A 26573-nucleotide genomic window follows, 5' to 3' on the forward strand; every position below is an offset into this window, starting at 1 on the left:
TGTTTAGGTAAATAAAGTGATTGAAACTTGAGCTGAATGTGGTCGGAGTATCAAGTAAAAAATAAAAATTCATTAGGATGTGAAAATTAATGATTTAGGGTTTGAATTATTAATTTTAATTTCTACCTTTGCAGCCCTCTTAGAAGAGGATTTTAAAATTTATATATAATATATATGCCAACAATTTCACAATTAGTAAGAACAGGAAGAGCCAAAATAACCAAGAAGAGTAAATCGGCTGCTTTAGATTCTTGTCCGCAAAGACGTGGTGTGTGTACTCGTGTTTACACGACAACTCCTAAAAAACCAAACTCAGCAATGCGTAAGGTAGCAAGGGTTCGTTTAACAAACGGTAACGAGGTGAATGCATACATTGGTGGAGAAGGACACAATCTACAAGAGCACTCGATAGTATTGGTTAGAGGTGGAAGGGTAAAAGATTTGCCAGGAGTTAGATATCACATCGTACGTGGTGCTTTAGACACCGCAGGTGTTTCAGGTAGAACACAACGTAGATCTAAGTATGGTGCAAAACGCCCTAAGAAGTAATTTAAAACTTTAAGAAGAAGACATGAGAAAAAGAGCAGCAAAAAAGAGACCGCTTTTACCAGATCCACGTTTTAACGATCAGTTAGTAACTCGTTTCGTTAATATGATGATGTGGGATGGAAAGAAGTCTGTCGCTTTTAAAGTATTCTACGATGCCATTGATATTGTAGATTCGAAAAAAACTGACGAAGAAAAAACAGCTTTAGAAACTTGGAAAGATGCTTTATCAAATGTGATGCCTCACGTAGAAGTACGTAGTCGTCGTGTTGGTGGTGCAACATTCCAAATTCCAATGCAGATTCGTCCAGATCGTAAAGTTTCTACAGCAATGAAATGGCTAATTAGCTATGCACGTAAAAGAAACGAAAAATCTATGGCTAATCGTTTAGCTTCAGAAATTTTAGCAGCAGCTAAAGAAGAAGGAGCAGCCGTTAAGAAAAGAGTTGATACTCACAAAATGGCAGAAGCAAACAAAGCATTCTCTCACTTTAGATTTTAATACGACATGGCAAGAGATTTAAAATTCACTAGAAATATAGGTATTGCTGCTCACATTGATGCAGGAAAAACTACTACTACAGAGCGTATTCTTTATTATACAGGTGTATCTCATAAAATTGGAGAAGTACATGATGGTGCTGCTACAATGGACTGGATGGAGCAAGAGCAAGAAAGAGGTATTACAATTACTTCTGCAGCGACAACTTGTGAGTGGGAATTTCCAATTGAGAATGGAGAACCAACACCAGACACTAAAGGATATCACTTTAATATAATTGACACACCGGGTCACGTAGATTTTACAGTTGAAGTAAATCGTTCATTACGTGTACTTGATGGCTTAGTATTCTTATTTAGTGCAGTTGATGGTGTTGAACCACAATCTGAAACTAACTGGAGACTAGCAGATAACTATAAAGTGCCTAGAATTGGGTTCGTTAATAAAATGGACCGTCAGGGATCTAACTTTTTAGGTGTTTGTCAACAAGTAAAAGATATGTTAAAATCTAATGCAGTGCCAATCGTTTTGAACATTGGTGACGAAATAGATTTTAAAGGTATTATAGATTTAGTTAAAAATAGAGCCATTGTTTGGCATGATGAAACTCAAGGGGCAACTTTTGATGTTGTTGAGATTCCAGAGGAATTGAAAGAAGAAGCTCGTAAATACCGTGCACTACTTATTGAAGAAGTTGCTGGTTATGACGAGAATCTTTTAGAGAAATTCATGGAAGATGAAGATTCAATTACAGAAGAAGAAGTGCATGCTGCACTTAGAGCTGCTGTGATGGATATGGCTATCATTCCAATGATTTGTGGTTCTGCATTTAAAAATAAAGGTGTTCAGTTCTTATTAGATGCTGTATGTCGTTATTTGCCTTCTCCAACAGATAAAGAAGGTATTGTAGGTACAGATCCAGATTCTGGAGAAGAAATTCTACGTAAGCCTGATGTAAAGGAGCCATTTGCTGCTTTAGCATTTAAAATTGCTACCGATCCTTTTGTTGGTCGTTTAGCATTCTTTAGAGCGTATTCAGGTCGTTTAGATGCTGGTTCTTACGTGCTAAATAATCGTTCAGGTAAAAAAGAACGTATTTCTCGTATCTATCAAATGCACGCTAACAAGCAAAATGCAATTGATTATATAGAAGCTGGTGATATTGGAGCTGCTGTTGGATTTAAATCTATCAAAACAGGAGATACACTTTCATCTGAAAAACATCCTATTGTTTTAGAATCTATGGACTTCCCAGATCCAGTAATTGGTATTGCGGTTGAACCAAAAACTAAAGCAGACGTTGATAAGTTAGGTATTGGTTTAGCTAAGTTAGCTGAAGAAGATCCTACATTTACTGTACGTTCAGATGAAGCTTCAGGACAGACTATTATTTCTGGAATGGGTGAGCTTCACTTAGATGTAATTGTTGATCGTTTAAAACGAGAATTCAAAGTTGAGGTTAATCAAGGGCAACCACAAGTTGAATACAAAGAAGCTATTACACAAGCGGCTGATCATAGAGAAGTTTATAAGAAACAATCTGGTGGTCGTGGTAAATTTGCCGATATCGTATTTACGGTTGAGCCAGCTGAAGAAGGTAAAACAGGTCTTGAATTTATTTCAACAATTAAAGGTGGTAACGTTCCTAAAGAATTTATCCCTTCAATTGAAAAAGGATTTAAAATGGCAATGGTTAACGGACCTTTAGCAGGATATGAAATTGATGCTATGAAAGTAACCTTGAAAGATGGATCTTACCATGATGTGGATTCTGATCAACTATCTTTCGAATTAGCTGCAAAGATTGGATTTAAAAATGCTGCAAAAGCTGCAAAAGCAGTTGTTATGGAGCCTATAATGAAACTTGAGGTAATTACTCCTGAAGAAAATATGGGTGATATTGTAGGCGATTTAAATAGAAGAAGAGGACAAGTAAGTGATATGGGTGACAGAGCTGGTGCAAAAACTGTAAAAGCAACTGTGCCATTATCTGAAATGTTTGGATATGTTACAACATTAAGAACATTGTCTTCAGGCCGTGCAACATCAACAATGGAATTTTCACACTACGCTGAAACACCTTCAAATATATCTGAAGAAGTTATCAAAGCAGCTAAAGGAGAACAATCTTAAAAGTTAAGAAAATGAGTCAAAAAATTAGAATAAAATTAAAGTCTTACGATCATAACTTAGTAGACAAGTCTGCTGACAAGATTGTAAAAACAGTAAAAAGTACTGGTGCTGTTGTAACTGGACCAATTCCTTTACCAACACACAAGAAAATTTTCACTGTATTACGTTCTCCACACGTAAACAAGAAATCAAGAGAACAATTTCAATTAAGCTCTTATAAGAGATTATTAGATATTTACTCTTCGTCATCAAAAACAATTGATGCGTTAATGAAGCTTGAATTACCAAGTGGCGTTGAAGTAGAGATTAAAGTATAATTTGTCATTCCTGCGAAGGCAGGAATCTCATAAATTGAAACTAGAAGTTTCAAGACATGTCCAGAGCTGCGAGCGAAGGAAAAACGGAAAAATGCATTTCAGGGACGAAAGGTATTTTGTCCCTGAAATTTTTTAAATAGGTAATGTTGAAACTTGTTTCAACGAAATAATAATAATTAATAAATAATAATATGTCTGGGTTAATTGGAAAAAAAATCGGTATGACCAGCATCTTCGATGAAAATGGTAAGAATATGCCATGTACAGTAATCGAAGCTGGACCATGTATCGTTACCCAAGTCAGAACCGAAGAAGTTGATGGTTATGAAGCTGTCCAACTTGGTTTCGATGACGCGACAGAAAAAAGCGCTACTAAAGCAGACTTAGGTCATGCTAAAAAAGCGGGTACTTCTGTAAAACGCAAAGTTGTTGAATTCAAAGGTTTTGAGGAGGAGTACAAATTAGGAGATGCAATCACTGTTGAACATTTCACTGAAGGTGAATTTGTTGATATCGCAGGAACATCTAAAGGTAAAGGATTTCAAGGTGTTGTAAAACGTCATGGTTTCGGTGGTGTAGGTCAAGCTACTCATGGTCAACATAACCGTTTAAGAGCGCCAGGATCAATAGGAGCTGCATCTTACCCTGCAAGAGTTTTTAAAGGCATGAAAATGGCCGGAAGAATGGGTGGAGAAACAATAAAAGTTCAAAATTTAAGAGTTTTAAAAGTAGTTCCTGAAAAGAATCTACTTGTTGTTAAAGGGTGTGTACCTGGACACAAAAACGCTTATGTAATTATTAGAAAATAATGAAAGTAGCAGTTTTAGATATAAACGGAAAAGACACAGGTAGAAAGGCAGACCTTTCTAAAGATGTGTTCGCTATTGCCCCTAATAATCACGCTGTATATTTGGATGTTAAACAATATTTAGCAAACCAACGTCAAGGAACTCACAAATCTAAAGAAAGAGGTGAGATTGCTGGAAGTACACGTAAGATTAAAAAGCAAAAAGGAACTGGTACAGCAAGAGCAGGTAGTATTAAGTCTGGTGTATTTAAAGGTGGAGGTCGTATGTTCGGTCCAAGACCAAGAAATTACAGCTTTAAACTTAATAAAAATGTTAAGCGTTTAGCACGTAAATCTGCATTAAGTATCAAAGCAGGAGAGAAGTCAATTACGGTTCTAGAAGACTTTAATTTTGATGCTCCAAAAACGAAAAACTTTACAGCGATTTTAAAAGCCTTAGAGCTTGAAAACAAAAAATCTCTGTTTGTGTTGGGTGGGTCAAATAATAACGTATATTTGTCATCGCGCAATTTAAAAAGATCTGAAGTTGTAACTTCTTCAGAATTAAGCACTTATAAAATTTTAAATGCAAATCAAGTAGTGCTTTTAGAAGGTGCCTTAGAAGGAATTGAAACAAACTTAAGTAAATAAGAAACAGATGAGTATCTTAATTAAACCTATAATCACAGAAAAAGCGACTGCAGATAGCGAGTTAAGAAACTGCTATACTTTCGCGGTGAAGACAAAGGCGAACAAGGTAGAAATTAAAAAAGCGGTGGAAGCTGCTTATGGTGTTTCTGTTGAAAAAGTTCGTACTATAAATGTCCGTCCAGATAGAAGAACCCGTTTTACAAAAACAGGTATTCAACATGGTAAAACAAATGCTGTTAAAAAAGCAATTGTACAACTGGCGGAAGGTGAAATGATTGATTTATACAGTAACATGTAATTAGACAACAATGTCAGTAAGAAAATTAAAACCAATCACACCAGGACAGCGATTTAGAGTAGTAAATGGTTATGACGCTATTACTACTGATAAGCCGGAAAAGAGTTTACTCGTTCCGAATAAAAGGTCTGGTGGTAGAAACAGTCAAGGAAAAATGACCATGCGCTATATAGGTGGAGGTCATAAGAAAAAGTATCGTATTATCGATTTTAAACGTGACAAAGTTGGAATTCCAGCAGAAGTTAAGTCTATCGAGTACGATCCAAACAGAACCGCTTTTATCGCATTATTGAATTATCAAGATGGCGAAAAAAGATATATTATTGCTCAAAACGGTTTACAAGTTGGGCAAAATGTGGTATCTGGTTTAGAAGGTGTTGGTCCAGAAATTGGAAATGCAATGCCATTAAGTGAAATTCCATTAGGAACTATTATTTCTTGTGTAGAATTACGTCCTGGGCAAGGAGCTGTCATGGCTCGTAGCGCTGGTGCTTTTGCACAGTTAATGGCAAGAGATGGTAAGTTTGCTACTATTAAATTACCTTCAGGAGAAACAAGATTAATTCTTGCTAACTGTATGGCTACAATAGGTGTTGTTTCTAACTCAGATCATCAATTAATAGTTGGTGGTAAAGCAGGTAGAACAAGATGGTTAGGAAGAAGACCACGTACAAGACCAGTAGTTATGAATCCAGTTGATCACCCAATGGGCGGTGGTGAAGGTAAATCTTCAGGAGGACACCCTCGTTCAAGAAACGGTATTCCAGCTAAAGGTTATAGAACACGTTCTAAGACTAAAGCAAGTAATAAATATATTGTAGAACGTAGAAAGAAATAAGACATGGCAAGATCATTAAAAAAAGGACCTTACGTTCATTATAAATTAGAAAAGAAAGTAGCTGTTAATGTTGAATCTAACAAGAAAACAGTAATCAAAACTTGGTCAAGAGCTAGTATGATTACTCCAGATTTTGTTGGACAAACAATAGCAGTACACAATGGCCGTCAATTTGTGCCTGTTTATGTAACAGAAAACATGGTAGGTCATAAGTTAGGAGAATTTTCACCGACACGTTCATTCCGTGGACATGCAGGTGCTAAAAATAAAGGTAAAAAGTAGTAAGCTATGGGAAGTCGTAAAAAACAAATGGCAGACGCTATTAAGGAAGCAAAAAAGCACGTTGCTTTTGCTAAACTTAATAACTGTCCTACATCACCGAGAAAAATGCGTTTAGTAGCCGATTTAGTAAGAGGTGAAAAAGTAGAACATGCACTTAATATCTTAAAATTCAACCAAAAAGAAGCTTCTGGTCGTTTAGAAAAATTGTTATTGTCTGCAATTGCAAACTGGCAATCTAAAAATGAAGAGGCTAATATTGAAGAGGCTGAATTGGTAGTGAAAGAGATTAAAGTTGATAGCGGGTCTATGTTAAAAAGATTACGTCCAGCACCACAAGGTCGTGCGCACAGAATTAGAAAACGTTCAAACCACGTAACAATCGTAGTTGGAGCTAACAATAATACACAAAGCTAAGATAGATATGGGACAAAAAACAAATCCAATCGGGAATCGCTTAGGAATTATCAGAGGATGGGAATCTAACTGGTATGGAGGTAATGATTATGGAGATAAGATTGCCGAAGACGATAAAATTAGAAAATACGTTCACGCACGTTTATCTAAAGCTAGTGTAAGTAGAGTAATTATTGAAAGAACTTTAAAACTTGTAACCGTTACTATCACTACAGCAAGACCAGGTATTATTATTGGAAAAGGCGGACAAGAGGTAGACAAGTTAAAAGAAGAGCTTAAAAAAATTACTGGAAAAGAAGTTCAGATTAACATCTTTGAAATTAAAAGACCTGAACTTGATGCATTTTTAGTAGGATCTAGTATTGCTCGTCAAATTGAAAACAGAATTTCATACAGACGTGCAATAAAGATGGCTATCGCTGCTACAATGCGTATGAATGCTGAAGGAATTAAAATCCAGATTAGTGGTCGTTTAAATGGTGCTGAAATGGCACGTTCAGAACACTACAAAGAAGGGCGTATTCCTTTATCTACATTCAGAGCTGATATTGATTATGCTTTAGTTGAGGCACACACTACTTATGGTAGATTGGGTGTTAAAGTATGGATCATGAAAGGTGAAGTATATGGAAAAAGAGAGCTTTCTCCGCTAGTTGGTCTATCCAAAAAGCAAGGAAAAGGTGGAGCAGGAGGACGTGGTGGAAATAAATCCAATCCTCGTCGTAGAAAGTAATTTTTTATAAAGTAAAGAAAAATGTTACAGCCTAAAAGAACAAAATTTCGTAAGCAACAAAAAGGACGTATGAAAGGGCTCTCTGGAAGAGGGCATCAACTTTCTTACGGGACTTTTGGAATAAAAGCATTAGACGCAACTTTTATAACGTCACGTCAAATTGAAGCAGCTCGTATTGCCGCTACACGTTACATGAAAAGAGAAGGGCAACTTTGGATTAAAATATTTCCAGACAAGCCTATCACAAAAAAGCCTCTTGAAGTACGTATGGGTAAAGGTAAAGGTGCCGTTGAATATTGGGTAGCCGTTTGTAGACCAGGTCGTGTTTTATTTGAAATTGGTGGTGTGCCGTTAGATATTGCTAAAGAAGCATTACGTTTAGCAGCGCAAAAATTACCAGTAAAAACTAAGTTTTTAATTGCTCGCGATTACGAAGCATAATTTATTTGATATTATGAAACAATCAGAAATTAAAGAATTATCAACAGCTGAGTTACAAGAAAAACTTGGTGAGACTAAAAAAAGTTATTCAGACCTAAAAATGGCTCATGCAATATCTCCTTTAGAAAATCCAATTCAGTTACGTGGTATAAGACGTACAGTAGCTAGAATTGCGACAGAATTAACTAAAAGAGAATTACAATAATTCTGCTGAAAGATGGAAACAAGAAATTTAAGAAAAGAACGTATAGGAGTTGTTACTAGTAACAAAATGCAAAAATCAATAGTTGTTGCAGAGGTTAAAAAAGTAAAGCACCCTATGTATGGTAAGTTCGTGTTAAAAACAAAAAAATATGTTGCTCACGACGAAACAAACGATTGTAATATTGGAGATACTGTAAAGATCATGGAAACAAGACCTTTAAGTAAATCTAAATGTTGGAGATTAGTTGAAATCATAGAAAGAGCTAAATAATTATGGTACAGCAAGAATCAAGATTAAAGGTAGCAGATAACACTGGAGCAAAAGAAGTATTAACAATACGTGTTCTAGGTGGTACTAAAAGAAGATATGCTTCTGTAGGAGACAAAATAGTTGTTTCAGTTAAAGATGCAACACCTAATGGAAACATTAAAAAAGGTGCTGTTTCAACTGCAGTTGTTGTTCGTACTAAAAAAGAAGTAAGAAGACCTGATGGATCTTATATTAGATTCGACGATAATGCTTGTGTTTTATTAAACCCAACGGGTGAAATGAGAGGAACACGTGTATTTGGTCCTGTTGCTAGAGAACTTCGTGATAAACAATTCATGAAAATTGTATCATTAGCACCAGAGGTGCTTTAATACATTAATTTAAGATGACAAAGCTTAAAATAAAAACTGGAGATACTGTTAAAGTAATTGCTGGAGATCATAAAGGATCTGAAGGTAAAGTACAAAAGGTATTAATAGATAAGAACAAAGCGATCGTTGAGGGTGTAAACATGGTTAAGAAACATACAAAGCCAAGTGCACAAAGTCCTCAAGGAGGAATCGTTGAAAAAGAAGCTCCTATTCATATTTCAAACTTATCATTGTTAACTTCAAACGGAGAAACAACTAGAGTAGGTTATAGAGTAGAAGGCGATAAGAAAGTAAGATTTTCAACAAAATCTAATGAAGTAATATAGTTATGGCATATTCACCTAGACTTAAAGAAGAGTATAAAAGCAGAGTAATTGCAGCTCTTACAGAAGAATTTGGATATAAGAATGTTATGCAAGTTCCAGTACTTAAAAAGATTGTAATATCTAAAGGAGTTGGAGCAGCAGTAGCAGACAAAAAGTTAATCGACTACGCAGTAGAAGAATTAACTACTATATCTGGACAAAAAGCTATATCAACATTATCTAAAAAGGATGTTGCATCATTCAAATTACGTAAAGGGATGCCAATTGGCGCAAAAGTTACTTTACGTGGAGAAAGAATGTATGAATTCTTAGACCGTTTAGTTACTTCTGCGTTACCACGTGTTAGAGACTTTAATGGTATAAAAGCAACTGGATTTGATGGTAGAGGTAACTACAATTTAGGAGTTACTGAGCAAATTATATTCCCAGAAATTAACATCGATAAGGTTAATAAAATTTCTGGAATGGATATTACATTTGTAACATCTGCTGATACAGATAAAGAAGCAAAATCATTATTAACAGAACTAGGGTTACCTTTTAAAAAGAACTAAGTTATGGCTAAAGAATCAATGAAAGCCCGTGAGGTTAAAAGAGCAAAAACAGTAGCTAAATATGCTGAGAAACGTAAAGCTTTAAAAGAAGCTGGAGATTACGAAGCATTACAAAAGTTACCTAAAAACGCTTCTCCTATTCGTATGCACAACAGATGCAAATTAACAGGAAGACCTAAGGGGTATATGAGAAACTTTGGGATTTCTCGTGTAACATTTAGAGAAATGGCTAACCAAGGATTAATACCTGGTGTTAGAAAAGCAAGTTGGTAAAAAAAGAATTATAAATTGGTTTTAGGTTCAAAAGAAGGGTTCTTTTGAAAACCACTACCGCAAATTAATAAATATGTATACAGATCCAATATCGGATTATCTTACGAGAGTTAGAAATGCAATACGAGCCAACCACAGAGTGGTTGAGATTCCAGCATCTAACTTAAAAAAAGACATCACTAAAATATTATTCGAACAAGGATATATTTTAAGCTACAAGTTTGACGATTCAACCGTACAAGGGACTATTAAAATAGCACTTAAGTACAATAAAGAAACAAAAGAACCTGTAATTAAGAAACTTCAAAGAATTAGTAAACCAGGTTTACGTAAGTATGCTGGTTCTAAAGAATTGCCTAGAATCCTTAATGGTCTTGGTATTGCCATCGTTTCAACTTCTCATGGAGTAATGACTGGTAAACAAGCTAGAAGAGATAATGTAGGTGGCGAAGTATTATGTTACGTTTACTAATCTAAAAGGGAGAAAGAAATGTCAAGAATAGGAAATAACCCAATTGCAATTCCAGAAGGAGTTACAGTAGAAGTAAAGGATAACGTCGTAACAGTAAAAGGTAAATTGGGTGAATTAACTCAAGAGTTCGATACTGTAGAAATTAAAGTTGAAGATGGAAACGTTTTAGTAACACGTTCTTCTGACTCTAAAGATCAAAAAGCTAAGCACGGTTTATACAGATCATTAATGGATAACATGGTCGAAGGTGTATCTAAAGGATGGACTAAAGAATTAGAACTTGTTGGTGTAGGTTATAGAGCATCTAGCCAAGGACAAAAATTAGATTTAGCTTTAGGTTTTTCTCATAATATTGTTTTAAACATTGCTCCAGAAGTAAAAGTTGAAACAGTTTCAGAAAAAGGAAAGAATCCATTAGTAAAGTTAACATCATTCGATAAACAACTTGTTGGTCAAGTAGCTGCGAAAATCCGCGGATTTAGAAAACCTGAACCTTACAAAGGAAAAGGAATTAAGTTTGTTGGTGAAGAAATAAGAAGAAAAGCAGGTAAATCAGCTTAATAAAATAGTTATGGCATTAACAAAGAATCAAAGAAGACAAAGGATTAAAAACAGAATTCGTAAGATAGTTTCTGGAACAGAAGCTAGACCAAGACTAACTGTTTTTAGAAGTAATAAAGAAATTTATGCTCAAATTGTGGATGACGTAAATGGTACAACTATCAGTGCTGCATCTTCAAGAGATAAAGATATTAGTTCTGCAAAAGGTACTAAATCAGAAATTGCTACCCTAGTAGGAAAGACAATAGCTGAGAGAGCTTTAAAAGCAGGTGTAGAAACAATCGCTTTCGATAGAGGTGGTTATTTATATCACGGTAGAGTAAAATCATTAGCTGAAGGAGCTAGAGAAGCAGGACTTAAATTCTAGAATATTATGTTTCAAAAATATAAAAGTGCAGAGTTAGTAAAACCAGGTGGATTAGATCTTAAAGATCGTTTAGTTGGTGTACAAAGAGTTACAAAAGTAACTAAAGGTGGTAGAGCATTTGGTTTTTCAGCAATTGTTGTAGTTGGTGATGAAGCAGGTGTAGTAGGTCAAGGTTTAGGAAAATCTAAAGACGTTGCTAGTGCTATTGCAAAAGCCGTTGAGGATGCTAAGAAAAACCTAGTAAGAATTCCTATTATTAAAGGAACTTTACCGCATGAACAAAAAGGGAAATATGGTGGAGCAAGAGTAAATATTATACCTGCAGCTCCTGGTACAGGAGTCATTGCTGGTGGTGCTGTTAGAACTGTTCTTGAGGCTGTTGGTGTACATGATGTATTATCAAAATCTCAAGGATCTTCCAATCCTCATAATGTAGTAAAAGCAACATTTGATGCTTTATTACAATTAAGAGATGCTAATGCAATTGCTAGAGATAGAGGTATTTCACTTGAACAAGTTTTTAACGCTTAATAACATCAAAGATGGCAAAGATTAAAGTAACAAAAGTTAAAAGCGCAATCAATCGTACGCAAAGACAAAAAAGAACTTTAGAAGCTCTTGGTCTTAAAAAGATTGGTCAAGTAAAAGAGCATGAAGCTACACCTAATATCTTAGGTATGGTTGCTAAAGTTTCACATTTAGTTTCTGTTGAAGAAACAAAATAATATAAAACTGAAAATGGATTTAAGTAATTTAAAACCTGCAGAAGGTTCAGTAAAAAATCAAGGGAAAAGAATAGGTAGAGGACAAGGTTCTGGAAAAGGTGGTACTGCGACACGTGGTCACAAAGGAGCTAAGTCGCGTTCTGGTTATTCTAAGAAACTAGGATTTGAAGGCGGGCAAATGCCACTTCAAAGACGTGTTCCTAAATTTGGTTTTACAAACATTAACCGTGTTGAGTATCAAGGTATCAATTTAGATACTTTACAACAATTGGTTGATGATAAAAAAATAAAAGATACAGTAGATTTTGAAATTTTATTCTCAAACCGTTTAGCTGGAAAAAATGATCTAGTTAAGATTATGGGTAGAGGAGAGTTAAAAGCAAAATTAAAAGTATCTGCACATAAATTTACAGCTTCAGCAAAAGCAGCTATTGAAGCAGCTGGTGGAGAAGCAATAACATTATAAGACCATATTAAGGTATGAAGTTTATAGAATCGCTTAAAAATGTTTGGAAAATAGAGGAACTAAGAAACAGAATCATAGTAACACTAGGACTGTTATTAGTTTATCGTTTTGGTACTCAGGTGACGTTGCCAGGTGTTGATGCCGCGCAATTAGCAGCCTTAGGAGACAGTACTAGTACAGGGTTATTAGGATTACTCAGCCAGTTTACTGGAGGCGCTTTTTCTAGAGCATCTGTGTTTGCCTTAGGTATTATGCCTTACATTTCAGCTTCTATTGTTGTACAATTAATGGGGATAGCTATTCCTTATTTGCAAAAATTGCAAAAAGAAGGCGCCAGTGGGCAAAAGAAAGTTAATCAAATTACACGTTGGTTAACTATTGCCATTTGTTTATTACAAGCACCAGGTTATTTAGCAAGTTTACCAAGTTTAGGTGTTCCTCCAAGTGCCTTTTTATTAGGAACGGGACCTTTGTTCTATTTCTCATCAGTAAGCATTTTAGTCACAGGCTGTATTTTTGCCATGTGGTTAGGCGAAAAAATTACAGATAAGGGAATAGGTAATGGAATTTCATTATTAATTATGGTTGGTATTATTGCAACATTACCTCAGTCATTTATTCAAAATGCCGCAACTAGATTAGAAGGTAACAACGTGATGCTTATTCTTTTCGAATTAGTTATTTGGTTTGTTATTATTTTAGTTACAATCATGCTTGTTATGGCTGTTAGAAAAATAGCTGTACAATACGCAAGAAGAACTGCTTCTGGTGGTTATGAGAAAAGTGCTATGGCAGGTTCAAGACAATACATTCCATTAAAGCTAAATGCTTCTGGAGTAATGCCTATTATATTTGCACAAGCTATTATGTTTGTGCCTGGTATGATTGGTGGTACAGATTTATTAAAAGATTCATCTGTAGGAGCTTGGTTAGTTACTAATCTTGGTCCAGCAAGTATGTTTGGCTTTTGGTATAATGTAGTTTTCGCTTTATTAATAATCGTATTTACATATTTCTATACAGCGATCACTGTACCAACAAATAAAATGGCAGACGATTTAAAACGTAGTGGTGGTTTTATTCCTGGTATTCGTCCAGGTTCTGAAACTTCAGAATATCTTGATAAAATTATGTCTCAAATAACCTTACCAGGATCTATATTTTTAGCACTTATAGCTGTGTTCCCAGCATTTATTGTTAAGCTTATGGATGTACAACAAGGTTGGGCATTATTTTTTGGAGGAACCTCATTATTAATCATGGTTGGAGTTGCAATTGACACTATGCAACAAGTAAATTCATACTTGTTAAATAGACATTATGATGGCTTGATGAAAACTGGTAAAAATAGAAAAGCTAGCGCTTAATATATATCTACTATGGCAAAACAGGCAGCAATAGAACAAGACGGAACAATTATAGAAGCATTGTCAAATGCTATGTTTCGTGTTGAATTAGAAAATGGTCACATTGTGACTGCACACATTTCTGGTAAAATGCGTATGCATTATATAAAATTATTACCAGGAGATAAAGTGAAATTAGAAATGAGTCCTTACGATTTAACAAAGGCTCGAATAACTTATAGATACTAATACGATGAAACCGTAAGGTTACATCTTACAGTGATATAAAATAATATAACAAGATGAAAGTAAGAGCATCACTTAAAAAGAGAAGTGCGGATTGTAAAATCGTACGAAGAAAAGGCAGACTTTACGTTATAAACAAAAAGAATCCTAGATTTAAACAAAGACAAGGGTAATTATGGCAAGAATTGCAGGTGTAGACATACCAAAAAACAAAAGAGGAGTAATCTCTTTAACTTATATCTATGGAATAGGTAGAAGTAGAGCAAAAGAAATTTTAGCAACTGCTAAGGTTGACGAAAGTACTAAAGTTCAAGATTGGACCGATGACCAAATTAGTGGTATTCGTGAAGCTGTTGGAACTTTTACAATCGAAGGTGAATTACGTTCTGAAACACAATTAAACATTAAGCGATTAATGGACATTGGATGTTACAGAGGTATTCGTCACAGATCTGGTCTTCCTTTAAGAGGGCAACGTACTAAAAACAACTCCAGAACTAGAAAAGGTAGAAGAAAAACAGTTGCTAACAAAAAGAAAGCAACTAAATAATTAAAAGTCATTAGTATTTAGTCGTTAGATGGAATCTGTTTGAAATGTAAAAGTTTAGGATTCTAATACTAACAACTAACAACTAGAAACTAAAAAAATATGGCAAAAACAAGCACTAAAAAACGTAAAGTTATTGTAGACTCTGTTGGAGAAGCGCACGTTACAGCTTCTTTCAATAATATTATTATTTCGCTTACCAACAAAAAAGGAGATGTTATTTCATGGTCTTCTGCTGGTAAGATGGGATTTAGAGGTTCTAAGAAAAACACGCCTTATGCTGCTCAATTAGCTGCTGAAGATGCTGCTGCAGTAGCACAAGAAGCTGGTTTAAAGAAAGTAAAGGTTTATGTTAAAGGACCTGGAAATGGTAGAGAATCTGCTATTCGTTCTATCCACAATGCAGGGATTGAAGTAACAGAAATTATTGATGTTACGCCACTTCCACATAATGGATGTCGCCCTCCAAAACGTAGAAGAGTTTAACGAATTACGATCGTTTGGTTTACGATTTATTAGATTGTTATAAATCGCATTTCGTAAACCTGCCCTGAGCGAAGTCGAAGGGTTAAAAATTGTCAATAAAATTAATATCATTTGATTCTCAGATGGTGTTAATTTTTTGCATAAATTTGCAAACCGAAAAATAATAACAAGTATCAACGAGAGACCAAAAGATTATCGAAGGATAAGATTAAGACCTTAATTCATAATCACTCTCAAAAACAAATTTAAAATGGCAAGATATACTGGTCCTAAAACTAAAATCGCTCGTAAATTTGGCGAAGCAATATTTGGAGACGATAAGTCTTTTGAAAAAAGAAATTACCCTCCAGGTCAACACGGAAATAACAGAAGACGTGGAAAAAAATCTGAATACGCAATCCAGTTAATGGAAAAACAAAAAGCTAAATATACTTATGGTATTTTAGAGCGTCAATTTAGAGGTTTATTTAAGAAAGCAAGAGCAGCACAAGGTATTACAGGTGAGGTTTTATTACAATTATGTGAGTCTAGATTAGACAACGTAGTGTTTAGAATGGGAATTTCTCCTTCTAGAAGTGGTGCAAGACAATTAGTATCTCACAGACACATTACTGTAAATGGGGAATTAGTAAATATTCCTTCTTACCAACTAAAAGCTGGAGATGTTGTTGCAGTAAGAGAAAAATCAAAATCACTTGAGGCTATTGAAAGATCTTTATCAAACTCAAGTCACGTTTACGAATGGATTACTTGGAATGATGATACAAAGCAAGGAACTTATGTTTCTGTCCCTGCTAGAATTCAAATTCCAGAAAACATAAACGAACAATTCATAGTCGAATTATATTCTAAATAATAAATTAATCACATTGGTATTTGGCCAAAGGATTTATTAGTCTTCTTCAAACTTTTAGATCGCGCAACCAAATAACAATTAAAACGAAGAACAATATGGCAGTATTTAATTTCCAAAAGCCCGACAAAGTAATCATGATTGATTCAACAGATTTTGAAGGCAAATTCGAATTTCGCCCTTTAGAACCTGGTTATGGATTAACAGTAGGTAACGCACTAAGAAGAGTTTTGCTTTCTTCATTAGAAGGATTTGCAATTACATCGGTTAGAATTGAAGGTGTAGATCACGAGTTTTCTGCAATTGCTGGAGTCGTTGAAGATGTTACAGAAATCATTTTAAATTTAAAACAAGCTAGATTTAAAAGACAGATTGATGATATTGATAATGAATCTATTTCAATTTCAATTTCTGGTCAAGATAGAATCACAGCTGGAGATTTTCAAAAATTCATTTCTGGGTTCCAAGTATTAAATACAGAATTAGTTATCTGTAACTTAGATCCTAAAGTTAATTTTAACTTGGAAATTACTATTGAAAAAGGTAGAGGATATGTTCCTGCAGAAGAAAATAAGAAAGCTGCTGCGCCAATAGGAACCATCTTTACAGATTCAATTTATACACCAATTAAAAATGTTAAGTATAGTATTGAAAACTATCGTGTAGAACAAAAAACTGATTACGAAAAATTAGTTTTCGAAATTATCACTGATGGTTCAATTACACCACAAGACGCTTTAACAGAAGCAGCTAAAACGTTAATTCATCATTTCATGTTATTCTCTGATGAGCGTATCACTTTAGAAGCGGATGAAATAGCTCAAACTGAAACATATGATGAAGAATCATTACATATGAGACAGTTGCTAAAAACGAAGTTAATCGATATGGATTTATCTGTACGTGCACTTAACTGTTTAAAAGCTGCGGAAGTAGATACTTTAGGAGATTTAGTATCATTCAATAAAAACGATTTAATGAAATTCAGAAACTTCGGTAAGAAGTCTTTAACAGAGCTAGAAGAGCTTGTAAACGTTAAAGGATTAAATTTCGGAATGGATTTAAGCAAATATAAATTAGATAAAGACTAGAGGGTGTAAGATTGTAAATTTAAGATAGATGATTTCTGATTTTTTACTCTTAAACTACAAACTCTATTCAACCAAAATTAATTAATCATATTTTGCTCCTCTATTAAATGAGTTTGGTAGCAAGATGATAAACAAAAGTTATGAGACACGGAAAAAAAATAAATCATTTAGGTAGAAAAACTGCTCATAGAAAATCAATGTTGGCAAATATGGCTTGTTCTTTAATAGAACACAAGCGTATCAATACAACTGTTGCTAAAGCAAAAGCTTTAAAACAATTTGTAGAGCCAATGATTACAAAATCTAAGGAGGATAACACACATAACAGACGTATTGTAATGGCACGCCTTAGACAAAAAGAAGCAGTTGCTGAATTGTTTAGAGATGTTGCAGCTAAAGTTGCTGATCGCCCAGGTGGTTATACAAGAATTATCAAACTTGGAAATCGTTTAGGAGATAATGCAGATATGGCTATGATAGAGCTTGTAGATTACAACGAAATTTACAATGCAGAAAAGAAAGCTAAGAAAACAACAAGAAGAAGTAGAAGAGGTGGTTCTAAACCGGCTGCTGCTCCAGTTGTTGAAACGAAAGCAACTAACGAAGAAGAATAAATGTTAATAAGCATTTGAAATATTAAGGATAAACTATTTTAGTTTATCCTTTTTTTTATGCAATTTTGTAAAACCTTGTTCCCGAAAAGGCGGGAATCTCATAAAAATCAGAATGAAATATCAAAAAAGACAAAAAGCCATCATTCTTCTAGCAGATGGTACTATTTTTCACGGTAAGGCAGTAGGAAACAAACAAGGCACTTCTTTTGGTGAAGTCTGTTTTAATACGGGTATGACCGGTTACCAAGAGATTTTTACAGATCCATCTTACTTTGGCCAATTAATGGTAACTACTAATGCACATATTGGTAATTATGGAACCAATGCAGATGAAGTAGAATCAGATTCTATTAAAATTGCAGGGTTAATTTGTAAAAACTTCAGTTATGTTTATTCTCGAGTTGATTCTGAAGGATCTCTAGAAGAATTTTTAAATAAGAATAACTTATTAGCTATTTCTGATGTTGATACTAGAGCTTTAGTAAGTTATATTAGAGATAATGGAGCTATGAATGCTGTTATTTCTACCGAGGTTGACAATATTGAAGGTTTAAAGAAACAATTAGCCGAAGTTCCAAATATGGAAGGTTTAGAGTTAGCATCTAAAGTGTCTACAAAAGAACCTTATTATTTTGGTGATGAGAATGCAACTTATAAAGTAGCAGCTTTAGATATAGGAATAAAGAAAAACATCTTACGAAATATAGCAAGCAGGGATGCTTACATTAAAGTATTCCCATATAATTCTAAGTTTGAAGACTTAGAAGCATTTAAACCAGATGGCTACTTTTTATCTAATGGACCGGGAGATCCAGAACCATTAATAGAAGCACAGAATTTGGCAAAAGAAATTATAAAAAGAGATTTGCCTTTATTTGGTATTTGTTTAGGACATCAGGTTATTGCTAGAGCAAATGGCGTATCTACTTATAAGATGCACAATGGACATAGAGGTATTAATCATCCGGTAAAAAATCTGGTGACAGGAAAAGGGGAGATCACCTCTCAAAATCACGGATTTGCCGTAAATAGAGAAGAGTCTGAAGCGAATCCAGATTTACAAATAACACATGTCCACTTAAATGACGATACAGTTGCAGGTTTGGCTATGAAAAGCAAAAATTGTTTTTCAGTACAATACCACCCTGAGGCAAGTCCAGGACCGCATGATTCGGCTTATCTCTTTGATCAATTCATTGAAAATATTAAAAAATAATCATTAAAATAAGGTGTCTAAAATGTGTCATTCAGAGGGAGGTACGACCGAAGAATCTCTAGAGATAAATATTTGTATTTAGAGATTTTTTGACGTAGCCTGTCTTGAGCGAAGTCGAAAGGCTCAAAATGACAGTTTCTAAACTTTTTAGATGCCTTCATTTTTACTAAAACGTTATAGATGTCGTTTTGAGTATTTCTTCAAAAACATCTTAAAATAAACAAGATTTAGCCGTAAATTTGAAGTATTAAAGATTAAAAATAACCAATTATGAGTATTATAATTAATATCCACGCAAGACAAATTCTAGATTCAAGAGGAAATCCTACGGTTGAAGTAGATGTAGTAACAGAGAATGACGTATTAGGAAGAGCTGCTGTACCATCTGGAGCATCAACTGGAGAACATGAAGCTGTTGAATTACGTGATGGAGGTAGTGCCTATATGGGAAAAGGTGTTACTAAAGCTGTAGATAATGTAAACTCTATTATTGCTGAAGAATTATTAGGAGTTTCAGTATTCGAACAAAATTTAATCGATCAAATAATGATTGATTTAGACGGTACACCAAACAAATCAAAACTAGGAGCCAATGCTATTTTAGGTGTTTCTTTAGCTGTAGCTAAAGCAGCAGCAGGAGAATTAGGCTTACCATTATATCGTTATGTAGGAGGCGTTTCTGCTAATACATTACCATTACCAATGATGAATATCATTAATGGAGGATCTCATAGTGATGCACCTATCGCTTTTCAAGAGTTTATGATCATGCCAGTTAAAGCTAAAAACTTTACGCATGCTATGCAAATGGGAACTGAAATATTCCATAACCTTAAAAAAGTATTACATGATAGAAATTTAAGTACAGCAGTAGGTGATGAAGGTGGATTTGCTCCAAACTTAGCAGGAGGAACAGAGGATGCTTTAGAAACTATAGCAAAAGCAGTTGAGAATGCTGGATATAAATTTGGTGATGAAGTAAAAATCGCTTTAGATTGTGCTTCAGCTGAATTCTATGAAAATGGACAATACGATTATAAAAAATTCGAAGGCGATACAGGTGTAGTAAGAACGAGTAAAGAACAAGCGGATTACTTAGCAGAATTAGTAGCGAAATATCCAATTATCTCTATTGAAGATGGTATGGATGAAAATGATTGGGAAGGTTGGAAATACTTAACAGAATTAGTAGGAGATAAAGTACAGTTAGTTGGAGATGATTTATTTGTAACTAATGTTGAGCGTTTATCTCGTGGTATTGAAGAAGGTATTGCTAACTCAATTCTTATAAAAGTGAATCAAATAGGAACATTAACAGAAACTATTGCAGCTGTTAATATGGCACATAATGCAGGTTATACATCTGTAATGTCTCACCGTTCTGGAGAAACTGAAGATAATACGATTGCTGATTTAGCAGTTGCTTTAAATACAGGGCAAATAAAAACGGGTTCTGCGTCTCGTAGCGACCGTATGGCTAAATACAATCAATTACTTCGAATTGAAGAAGAACTAGGAAGCGTTGCTTATTTCCCTCAAGAAAAAGCATTCAAAATAAAATAGTAAAAAATAAACTTTATATTTTAAGCGGTTATTATTTATTAATAATCGCTTTTTTTATTATCAATTTTAGTAATTTGATCATTACAAAAACCTTTGATAGTTCTTTTTATAAATACCGACATATTTTGTAATTTAGCGTGGAACATAATAAAATAAATTCATTTAAAATATGGCAAATACTGCTACTATAGAAATAGACGGTCAGAAACATGAATTTCCTTTAATAACAGGAACAGAAAAAGAAGTTGCAATTGATGCAAAGGCATTAAGAAGTAGTACAGGAGGTGTAATTACACTTGATCCTGGTTATAAAAATACAGGTTCATGCGAAAGTGCTATAACATTTTTAGATGGTGAAAAAGGAATTTTAAGATATAGAGGTTATAGTATTGAAGAATTAGCAGAAAAGGCTGATTTTTTAGAAGTCGCTTATCTACTAATATTTGGGGAGCTTCCAACAAAAGATCAAAATGATAAATTTCATGATGATATTAAGGCACAATCTTTAGTTGATGATGATATCAGAAAAATTGTTGATGCATTTCCTAAATCTGCGCACCCAATGGGAATTATATCTTCATTAACGAGTGCATTAACAGCTTTTAATCCAGGATCTGTAAATGTTGATTCTGAAGAGGATATGTACAAAAGTGTTGTTAAAATTATGGGGAAATTACCTGTACTTGTAGCTTGGACACTTAGAAAAAAGCAAGGCTTACCTTTGGATTATGGTGATAAAAATTTAGGATATGTAGAGAATGTTTTGAAAATGATGTTCAAAAGTCCTAATGAAGAATATAAACAAAATCAAATCCTAGTAGACGCTTTAGATAAATTATTAATTCTTCATGCAGACCATGAGCAAAACTGTTCTACATCGACAGTAAGAATAGTAGGTTCAGCTCATGCTGGATTATTTGCATCTTTATCTGCAGGTATATCAGCACTTTGGGGACCACTTCATGGAGGTGCTAATCAAGCTGTATTAGAAATGTTGGAAGCTATTAAAGAAGATGGTGGAGATACTAAAAAGTATATGGCTAAAGCAAAAGATAAAAACGATCCGTTCCGTTTAATGGGCTTTGGACACCGTGTTTATAAAAACTTTGATCCTCGTGCAAGAATTATCAAGAAAGCTGCAGATGAAGTATTAGGCGATTTAGGAATTGAGGATCCAATTTTAGATATCGCGAAAGGACTCGAAAAAGAAGCCTTAGAAGATCAATATTTTGTAGATAGAAAACTATATCCAAATGTAGATTTTTATTCGGGTATTATATATAGAGCTATGGGAATACCAACAGACATGTTTACAGTAATGTTTGCTTTAGGACGTTTGCCTGGTTGGATAGCACAATGGAGAGAGATGCGCTTACGTAAAGAACCTATTGGTAGACCAAGACAATTATATATAGGAGAAACAGAAAGATCTTTTATTCCCATCTATAATAGATAAAGTATATTATTACGATATTATTAAGCTTCATAAATTTTTTATGAAGCTTTTGTTTTTTACAGTAATATTTTTAAGAATAATTCAAAAAATATTTTAATTATGATTAGTTTTGCCTCCTCAATAATTAATTTTTTAGGGCGATCATAATATGTTAGAATTAAATATTAAAAATGAAACTTCAAGGTTAAGAGCAGTTGTACTAGGTACCGCGAAAAGTAGTGGGCCGACTCCTAAAGTTGAAGAGTGTTATGATCCAAAAAGTGTCGAACATGTTATAGCTGGTACATATCCGAAAGAAGAAGATATGGTTTTGGAAATGGAAGCTGTTGCTGCAGTTTTTGAAAAATATGATGTTAAAGTATATAGACCAGAAGTTATCAAAGATTGCAATCAAATTTTCTCAAGAGATATTGCCTTTGTCATTGAGGATAAAATCATCCGAGCTAATATTTTGCCTAATAGAGACAAAGAGGTAAAAGCGATAAAGCACGTTTGGGATCAGGTGAAAAAAGAGAATAGAATTATATTGCCAGAAGCGTGCCATGTTGAGGGGGGAGACGTAATGCCTTGGAATGATTACATTTTTATCGGAACCTATTCAGGAGAAGATTACCCAGACATTATCACAGCTCGCACAAATGTAGATGCCGTTATAGCCATTCAAGAACTATTTCCTGAAAAGATTGTAAAATCGTTTGAACTTAGAAAGTCTAATACAAATGCAAAAGAAAATGCATTGCATTTAGACTGTTGTTTTCAGCCTATTGGAAAGGGTAAAGCTATTCTTCATAAAAATGGATTTTTGGTTGAACGTGAGTACGAGTGGTTGGTTGACTTTTTTGGAAAAGAAAATATTTTTGAAATAACTAAAGACGAAATGTATCAAATGAATAGTAATGTGTTTTCCATTTCTGAAAATGTTATTATTTCAGAAAAAACCTTCATACGATTAAATACTTGGTTACGAGAAAAAGGGTTTACAGTAGAAGAAGTCCCTTATGCTGAAATAGCTAAACAAGAAGGTCTGTTACGTTGTTCAACGATGCCTCTAATTAGAGATTAATGTTTTAAACAGGTTAACCTTCATTGTAGATTAAACAAGTTTCTGTTTTAGAAGTTATAATTTGGAAAAATAATACAATTAAATAAAAATGCAACAAACCACAAATACTATTTTAATGATTCGTCCTATAGGCTTTAGGATGAATGAACAAACCGCAGTAAACAATTATTATCAAAAAGTAATTGATAACTTATTGCCAGAAACAGTTAATGCTAAAGCACAACAAGAATTTGATGCGTATGTTGAAAAACTAAGAACCATAGGAGTAAATGTTATAGTTGTTAGTGATACTGATGTTTCCGATACACCAGATTCTATTTTCCCAAATAATTGGGTGTCTTTTCATGAAAATGGAAATATAGGTTTATATCCTATGTTTGCTGAAAATAGACGTCTAGAACGTCGTGAAGATATTTTTAATACTTTGGAAGAAAATGGGTTTTTAATTAATAATATTGTTGATTATACTAGTGCCGAGGAAGAAGCTGTATTTCTTGAAGGTACTGGAAGCTTGTTGTTAGATCGTGAAAATAGAAAAGCATATTGTGCGTTATCTCCAAGAGCAGATGAAGATTTAGTTATTGAATTCTGTGAGGATTTTGAATTTACTCCAGTAATATTTACTTCTAATCAAACAGTAGATGGGGAACGTAAAGCCATTTATCATACCAATGTCATGATGTGTTTAGGTGAGACTTTTGCGGTTATTTGTTTAAGTAGTATTGATGATAAAAGAGAACGTGAAAATGTGGTCAGTCATTTAAAGGAAACGAATAAAGATATTATAGATATCACGGAAGCTCAGGTAAATAATTTTGCAGGTAATATGTTACAGGTAAAAGGAACCAATGATGAACGTTATTTAATTATGAGCCAAGCGGCTTACGACTCTTTAACAAAATCTCAAATAGAACGTTTAGAAAAACATACAAAAATACTATCTAGTTCTTTAAATACCATTGAAGCTTGTGGAGGTGGAAGTGCACGTTGCATGATGGCAGAAGTATTTTTGCCAAAAGCTTAATCTTAATTTAATCTTTTAATCACCATTAGGTCTAGACTTAGGTAATTGTACATAGAATGTACTACCTACACCTTGTGTACTTTCAACCCAGATTTTACCATTATTCAATTCTATGAGCTCTTTACAAATTGAGAGCCCTAAACCAGTACCCTTTTCATTATTAGTACCAACAGTGGTAAACGAACTATTTTTAAATAGTTTCTCTAAATTCTGTTTAGAAATACCTATACCTGTATCCGCTATACTAATAATACAACTTCCATTGCTAATATGATTAGAAATAGTAATAGTATCACCGTTTTTACAGAATTTTAAGGCATTAGCAAGTAAGTTCTGAATAACAATTTCAAACATACTTCTGTCGGCATAAGCAAAATCACGTAAAGAATGGTCGGTTAAAGTGATACCTTTACTTTCCATACGCTGTTCAACAAGCTTAACCTTATCTTCAAAAACTTCCTGAATGTCGAATAGACTAGGCTTAGGCTCTAATGACTGCATTTGAGATTTAGACCAGTTTAATAAATTGAACAATAAAAGAGAAGCATTGTTTGCATTTTCACTTAATTCTGGAATTAAATTATCAAACTCTTCTCTAGTTAAAGAACCATCTTTAAGTAAATCTATAAAACCATTAATAGAAGACAAAGAATCTTTTAAATCATGAGAAACAATAGAAAATAGCTTGTCTTTTACATTGTTAACATTTTCAAGATGTTTAGTTTGCTCTTGAAAAGCGACGTTCTGCAATTCAATTTTAATATTCTTTTCTTCTAATTCTTGTGTATACTTTATGTTGTTATTACGTTTTAGATAAATTAGAATTAAAAAAGTAGACACAATAGCAAGAGCCGCTAATAAAGCGTAAAGAATTATTTTAAATTTGTCAAAACTTTCTTTAGGCTGTATGGGGGCTGTTTTCATTACAGGATCAATTTTTTCTGTAGTGGTAACTGGTTTGTTCAAATCCAGATCTAATAATTCTATAGGTTCATTTGTTATTTTCGAATCTATTTTTACTTCATCTTTTCTAAGCGTATTTTTTAAGTCATAATATCGCCGTTGCCAAACAAATGCTCTTTCAAATCGTTTTTTCGTAGAATCTAACGATTTCATGAGCCTGTAATGCTTAAGCAATTCGGTTTTATTATCTATTTTTTTAGCAATAGCACCAGCTTCAAGCAATTGTTTTTCAGCTAATATTTCTTTGCCTTTTTGTAAATTTAAATCACCAAGGTTGTTCAAGGCAATTAATATGCCTTCGTTATAACGACTACGTCTATTAAGTTTTAATCCTTTTACTAAATAATTAGCTGCAATATCATACTCTTTAAACCTTAAATATTCACCACCTAGTTTAGGATAGATACGTCCACGTACAGAATCAATGTTTGTTACTTTATTGGCCAATACTTTTTCGTAATATTCTATAGCTTTTCTATGTTCCTTTTTAAAAGAGTATAATTCTGCTAATTGACTGTTAGATCGGCTTGTGCCCTTAACATCATTTAATTGCTCCTGAACATCTAAGGCTTTCAAATAAAATTCTATGGCTTTATCGAAAGCATTAATGTTATAATAAGCATCTGCTAAATTACTATAAGCTAATCGCAAGTCATTAACTAAGTTCCTTTTCTCTAATTCTTTAATAGCAGCAAGCGAGAATTGTAAACCTTTAGTATAATTTCCTCGTTTAATTTCAATTAAACCAATACTGTTATTTACTTTGGCAACACCAAGTATGTCATTTAATTCATTAAATAAAGCTTTAGATTTTTCATAACCACTAATGGCATTTATATAATCGTCTTTTGCAGCATAAATTAATGCTTTATAATAAGTGATTTCTGCAATACCTTTTCTGTAGTTTAAATTATTAGAAAGTTTTTCACTTTCAATAATATATTTTAAAGCTCTATCATAGTCGTTTATATCATAAAGCGATTTAATAAGCTTTATAGAAGTATCTATTTTTAAAGTATCTTGATTTTGATAAGCTAATTCTAAGGCAAGACTATCTACCTCGTTAGTTTGGGAATAACCAATCGATATAGATAAAAGTATAATTAAAGTAATTATTTTCCTCATACAACATTCAAATTACAACTATAAAACAAGCAATAATTAAAAGTGTCTTAATTTTGAGGGAAAGTAAGATCGCTTTATTCTTTATTAAGTTGTAACGTATTTGTTAGTGTTAAAATTTCCAAATAAATGGATTTACTAATAGCTTTACTGAACAAAAGTTGGAAAAAGCAACTTTAAAATCTAATTTCTGCGTTTTAATACCAATAAATTAGACGAAAGGAAATAAGAAATTTAACATAAAAATCGACGAATAGACAAACGGCAAAAATCATGGAATAAGAGCACTCTTATCGATGAAATGCACCTTTTTTCTTAAAATGATTTTTTGTTTTTAACATAATCATATGTTAATGAATTATTTGTGTGTTTTTCATTTTAAAATATAACTATTTTATTAAGATTAATTTTGAGGGTAATGCTTTGATAAAAGTTTTATCTTTGCTCTCTT

The 26573-nt window shown here is 33.6% G+C and carries 38 protein-coding genes; 37 read left to right on the forward strand and 1 reads right to left on the reverse strand.

What is annotated here, in order from left to right; all coding sequences use genetic code 11:
• The first annotated feature begins 174 nt into the window (after nt 1-174).
• The 37 genes from rpsL to ctlX all read left to right on the forward strand — a co-directional run bounded on the left by rpsL (nt 175) and on the right by ctlX (nt 24037).
• A complete protein-coding gene (gene rpsL / locus EM932_RS12790; RefSeq protein WP_102756994.1) occupies nt 175-549 on the forward strand; it encodes a 30S ribosomal protein S12 in 375 nt (124 codons plus the stop codon).
• 22 nt (nt 550-571) lie between these two features.
• Nucleotides 572-1048 carry a 30S ribosomal protein S7 gene (gene rpsG / locus EM932_RS12795; RefSeq protein WP_135877589.1) on the forward strand — a complete coding sequence of 159 codons (477 nt, stop codon included), beginning with the start codon at nt 572-574 and terminating at the stop codon, nt 1046-1048.
• Between the two features lie 6 nt (nt 1049-1054).
• Nucleotides 1055-3181, forward strand: coding sequence for an elongation factor G (fusA, locus tag EM932_RS12800; RefSeq protein WP_135877590.1), 2127 nt, complete (start codon nt 1055-1057; stop codon nt 3179-3181).
• A gap of 11 nt (nt 3182-3192) precedes the next feature.
• Nucleotides 3193-3498, forward strand: coding sequence for a 30S ribosomal protein S10 (rpsJ, locus tag EM932_RS12805; protein ID WP_007650482.1), 306 nt, complete (start codon nt 3193-3195; stop codon nt 3496-3498).
• Nucleotides 3499-3689: 191 nt separating this feature from the next.
• Nucleotides 3690-4307, forward strand: coding sequence for a 50S ribosomal protein L3 (rplC, locus tag EM932_RS12810; RefSeq protein ID WP_135877591.1), 618 nt, complete (start codon nt 3690-3692; stop codon nt 4305-4307).
• Nucleotides 4307-4936: a 50S ribosomal protein L4 gene (rplD, locus tag EM932_RS12815; protein WP_135877592.1), complete on the forward strand. Its 630-nt coding sequence runs from the start codon at nt 4307-4309 to the stop codon at nt 4934-4936. Before rplC ends, rplD begins: the two co-directional genes overlap by 1 nt.
• A gap of 7 nt (nt 4937-4943) precedes the next feature.
• Entirely contained in the window at nt 4944-5234 is a 291-nt protein-coding gene (rplW, locus tag EM932_RS12820; RefSeq protein ID WP_135877593.1) for a 50S ribosomal protein L23, read from the forward strand.
• Nucleotides 5235-5244: 10 nt separating this feature from the next.
• The gene (gene rplB, locus EM932_RS12825; protein ID WP_135877594.1) at nt 5245-6072 is read left to right on the forward strand and encodes a 50S ribosomal protein L2; all 828 of its coding nucleotides are present in this window, start codon (nt 5245-5247) and stop codon (nt 6070-6072) included.
• Between the two features lie 3 nt (nt 6073-6075).
• Nucleotides 6076-6354, forward strand: a complete 279-nt coding sequence (rpsS, locus tag EM932_RS12830) for a 30S ribosomal protein S19 (RefSeq protein ID WP_042499126.1) — start codon at nt 6076-6078, stop codon at nt 6352-6354.
• 6 nt (nt 6355-6360) lie between these two features.
• On the forward strand, nt 6361-6768 hold the full coding sequence (rplV, locus tag EM932_RS12835) for a 50S ribosomal protein L22 (RefSeq protein WP_135877595.1): 408 nt from the start codon (nt 6361-6363) through the stop codon (nt 6766-6768).
• Nucleotides 6769-6775: 7 nt separating this feature from the next.
• Nucleotides 6776-7501 carry a 30S ribosomal protein S3 gene (gene rpsC, locus EM932_RS12840; protein WP_135877596.1) on the forward strand — a complete coding sequence of 242 codons (726 nt, stop codon included), beginning with the start codon at nt 6776-6778 and terminating at the stop codon, nt 7499-7501.
• A 21-nt stretch (nt 7502-7522) separates the two neighbouring features.
• Nucleotides 7523-7942: a 50S ribosomal protein L16 gene (gene rplP, locus EM932_RS12845; RefSeq protein WP_135877597.1), complete on the forward strand. Its 420-nt coding sequence runs from the start codon at nt 7523-7525 to the stop codon at nt 7940-7942.
• A gap of 13 nt (nt 7943-7955) precedes the next feature.
• Nucleotides 7956-8147, forward strand: a complete 192-nt coding sequence (rpmC, locus tag EM932_RS12850; protein ID WP_135877598.1) for a 50S ribosomal protein L29 — start codon at nt 7956-7958, stop codon at nt 8145-8147.
• 12 nt (nt 8148-8159) lie between these two features.
• Complete coding sequence (rpsQ, locus tag EM932_RS12855) at nt 8160-8417, forward strand: 30S ribosomal protein S17 (RefSeq protein WP_072399584.1); 258 nt, start codon at nt 8160-8162, stop codon at nt 8415-8417.
• Between the two features lie 2 nt (nt 8418-8419).
• Nucleotides 8420-8788, forward strand: a complete 369-nt coding sequence (gene rplN / locus EM932_RS12860; protein ID WP_019386277.1) for a 50S ribosomal protein L14 — start codon at nt 8420-8422, stop codon at nt 8786-8788.
• Nucleotides 8789-8802: 14 nt separating this feature from the next.
• Nucleotides 8803-9114, forward strand: coding sequence for a 50S ribosomal protein L24 (gene rplX / locus EM932_RS12865; RefSeq protein ID WP_135877599.1), 312 nt, complete (start codon nt 8803-8805; stop codon nt 9112-9114).
• A gap of 2 nt (nt 9115-9116) precedes the next feature.
• The gene (gene rplE / locus EM932_RS12870; RefSeq protein ID WP_135877600.1) at nt 9117-9668 is read left to right on the forward strand and encodes a 50S ribosomal protein L5; all 552 of its coding nucleotides are present in this window, start codon (nt 9117-9119) and stop codon (nt 9666-9668) included.
• 3 nt (nt 9669-9671) lie between these two features.
• Nucleotides 9672-9941 carry a 30S ribosomal protein S14 gene (gene rpsN / locus EM932_RS12875; protein WP_135877601.1) on the forward strand — a complete coding sequence of 90 codons (270 nt, stop codon included), beginning with the start codon at nt 9672-9674 and terminating at the stop codon, nt 9939-9941.
• A gap of 73 nt (nt 9942-10014) precedes the next feature.
• The gene (gene rpsH / locus EM932_RS12880) at nt 10015-10413 is read left to right on the forward strand and encodes a 30S ribosomal protein S8 (RefSeq protein WP_135877602.1); all 399 of its coding nucleotides are present in this window, start codon (nt 10015-10017) and stop codon (nt 10411-10413) included.
• 18 nt (nt 10414-10431) lie between these two features.
• Complete coding sequence (gene rplF / locus EM932_RS12885; RefSeq protein WP_135877603.1) at nt 10432-10974, forward strand: 50S ribosomal protein L6; 543 nt, start codon at nt 10432-10434, stop codon at nt 10972-10974.
• A 10-nt stretch (nt 10975-10984) separates the two neighbouring features.
• Nucleotides 10985-11341, forward strand: a complete 357-nt coding sequence (gene rplR, locus EM932_RS12890; protein WP_135877604.1) for a 50S ribosomal protein L18 — start codon at nt 10985-10987, stop codon at nt 11339-11341.
• Between the two features lie 6 nt (nt 11342-11347).
• Entirely contained in the window at nt 11348-11872 is a 525-nt protein-coding gene (gene rpsE / locus EM932_RS12895; RefSeq protein WP_135877605.1) for a 30S ribosomal protein S5, read from the forward strand.
• 11 nt (nt 11873-11883) lie between these two features.
• A complete protein-coding gene (rpmD, locus tag EM932_RS12900; RefSeq protein ID WP_054729595.1) occupies nt 11884-12066 on the forward strand; it encodes a 50S ribosomal protein L30 in 183 nt (60 codons plus the stop codon).
• A 13-nt stretch (nt 12067-12079) separates the two neighbouring features.
• Nucleotides 12080-12532 carry a 50S ribosomal protein L15 gene (rplO, locus tag EM932_RS12905; RefSeq protein ID WP_135877606.1) on the forward strand — a complete coding sequence of 151 codons (453 nt, stop codon included), beginning with the start codon at nt 12080-12082 and terminating at the stop codon, nt 12530-12532.
• 14 nt (nt 12533-12546) lie between these two features.
• Nucleotides 12547-13899 (forward strand): preprotein translocase subunit SecY, encoded by a 1353-nt coding sequence (secY, locus tag EM932_RS12910; RefSeq protein ID WP_135877607.1) that lies wholly within the window; start codon nt 12547-12549, stop codon nt 13897-13899.
• A gap of 12 nt (nt 13900-13911) precedes the next feature.
• Complete coding sequence (infA, locus tag EM932_RS12915; RefSeq protein ID WP_007094967.1) at nt 13912-14127, forward strand: translation initiation factor IF-1; 216 nt, start codon at nt 13912-13914, stop codon at nt 14125-14127.
• Between the two features lie 53 nt (nt 14128-14180).
• Nucleotides 14181-14297 carry a type B 50S ribosomal protein L36 gene (gene ykgO, locus EM932_RS12920; protein WP_010181906.1) on the forward strand — a complete coding sequence of 39 codons (117 nt, stop codon included), beginning with the start codon at nt 14181-14183 and terminating at the stop codon, nt 14295-14297.
• A gap of 2 nt (nt 14298-14299) precedes the next feature.
• Nucleotides 14300-14674, forward strand: a complete 375-nt coding sequence (gene rpsM / locus EM932_RS12925; protein WP_135877608.1) for a 30S ribosomal protein S13 — start codon at nt 14300-14302, stop codon at nt 14672-14674.
• A gap of 99 nt (nt 14675-14773) precedes the next feature.
• On the forward strand, nt 14774-15157 hold the full coding sequence (rpsK, locus tag EM932_RS12930; protein ID WP_135877609.1) for a 30S ribosomal protein S11: 384 nt from the start codon (nt 14774-14776) through the stop codon (nt 15155-15157).
• A 250-nt stretch (nt 15158-15407) separates the two neighbouring features.
• On the forward strand, nt 15408-16013 hold the full coding sequence (rpsD, locus tag EM932_RS12935) for a 30S ribosomal protein S4 (RefSeq protein ID WP_135877610.1): 606 nt from the start codon (nt 15408-15410) through the stop codon (nt 16011-16013).
• Between the two features lie 95 nt (nt 16014-16108).
• Complete coding sequence (locus EM932_RS12940; protein ID WP_135877611.1) at nt 16109-17101, forward strand: DNA-directed RNA polymerase subunit alpha; 993 nt, start codon at nt 16109-16111, stop codon at nt 17099-17101.
• A 140-nt stretch (nt 17102-17241) separates the two neighbouring features.
• Entirely contained in the window at nt 17242-17715 is a 474-nt protein-coding gene (gene rplQ / locus EM932_RS12945) for a 50S ribosomal protein L17 (RefSeq protein WP_135877612.1), read from the forward strand.
• A gap of 112 nt (nt 17716-17827) precedes the next feature.
• Nucleotides 17828-18931, forward strand: a complete 1104-nt coding sequence (gene carA / locus EM932_RS12950; protein ID WP_135877613.1) for a glutamine-hydrolyzing carbamoyl-phosphate synthase small subunit — start codon at nt 17828-17830, stop codon at nt 18929-18931.
• A gap of 270 nt (nt 18932-19201) precedes the next feature.
• On the forward strand, nt 19202-20494 hold the full coding sequence (gene eno, locus EM932_RS12955; protein WP_135877614.1) for a phosphopyruvate hydratase: 1293 nt from the start codon (nt 19202-19204) through the stop codon (nt 20492-20494).
• Between the two features lie 169 nt (nt 20495-20663).
• Nucleotides 20664-21950 (forward strand): citrate synthase, encoded by a 1287-nt coding sequence (locus EM932_RS12960; protein WP_135877615.1) that lies wholly within the window; start codon nt 20664-20666, stop codon nt 21948-21950.
• A gap of 148 nt (nt 21951-22098) precedes the next feature.
• Entirely contained in the window at nt 22099-23013 is a 915-nt protein-coding gene (locus tag EM932_RS12965; RefSeq protein ID WP_135877616.1) for a dimethylarginine dimethylaminohydrolase family protein, read from the forward strand.
• An 88-nt stretch (nt 23014-23101) separates the two neighbouring features.
• Nucleotides 23102-24037, forward strand: coding sequence for a citrulline utilization hydrolase CtlX (gene ctlX, locus EM932_RS12970; RefSeq protein ID WP_135877617.1), 936 nt, complete (start codon nt 23102-23104; stop codon nt 24035-24037).
• Nucleotides 24038-24052: 15 nt separating this feature from the next.
• On the opposite strand, the gene EM932_RS12975 is transcribed toward ctlX, so the two are convergent.
• Nucleotides 24053-26125 carry a tetratricopeptide repeat-containing sensor histidine kinase gene (locus EM932_RS12975; RefSeq protein WP_135877618.1) on the reverse strand — a complete coding sequence of 691 codons (2073 nt, stop codon included), beginning with the start codon at nt 26123-26125 and terminating at the stop codon, nt 24053-24055.
• Nucleotides 26126-26573: the final 448 nt, after the last annotated feature.

It is taken from the genome of Flavivirga rizhaonensis (assembly GCF_004791695.1).
Classification (GTDB): domain Bacteria; phylum Bacteroidota; class Bacteroidia; order Flavobacteriales; family Flavobacteriaceae; genus Flavivirga; species Flavivirga rizhaonensis.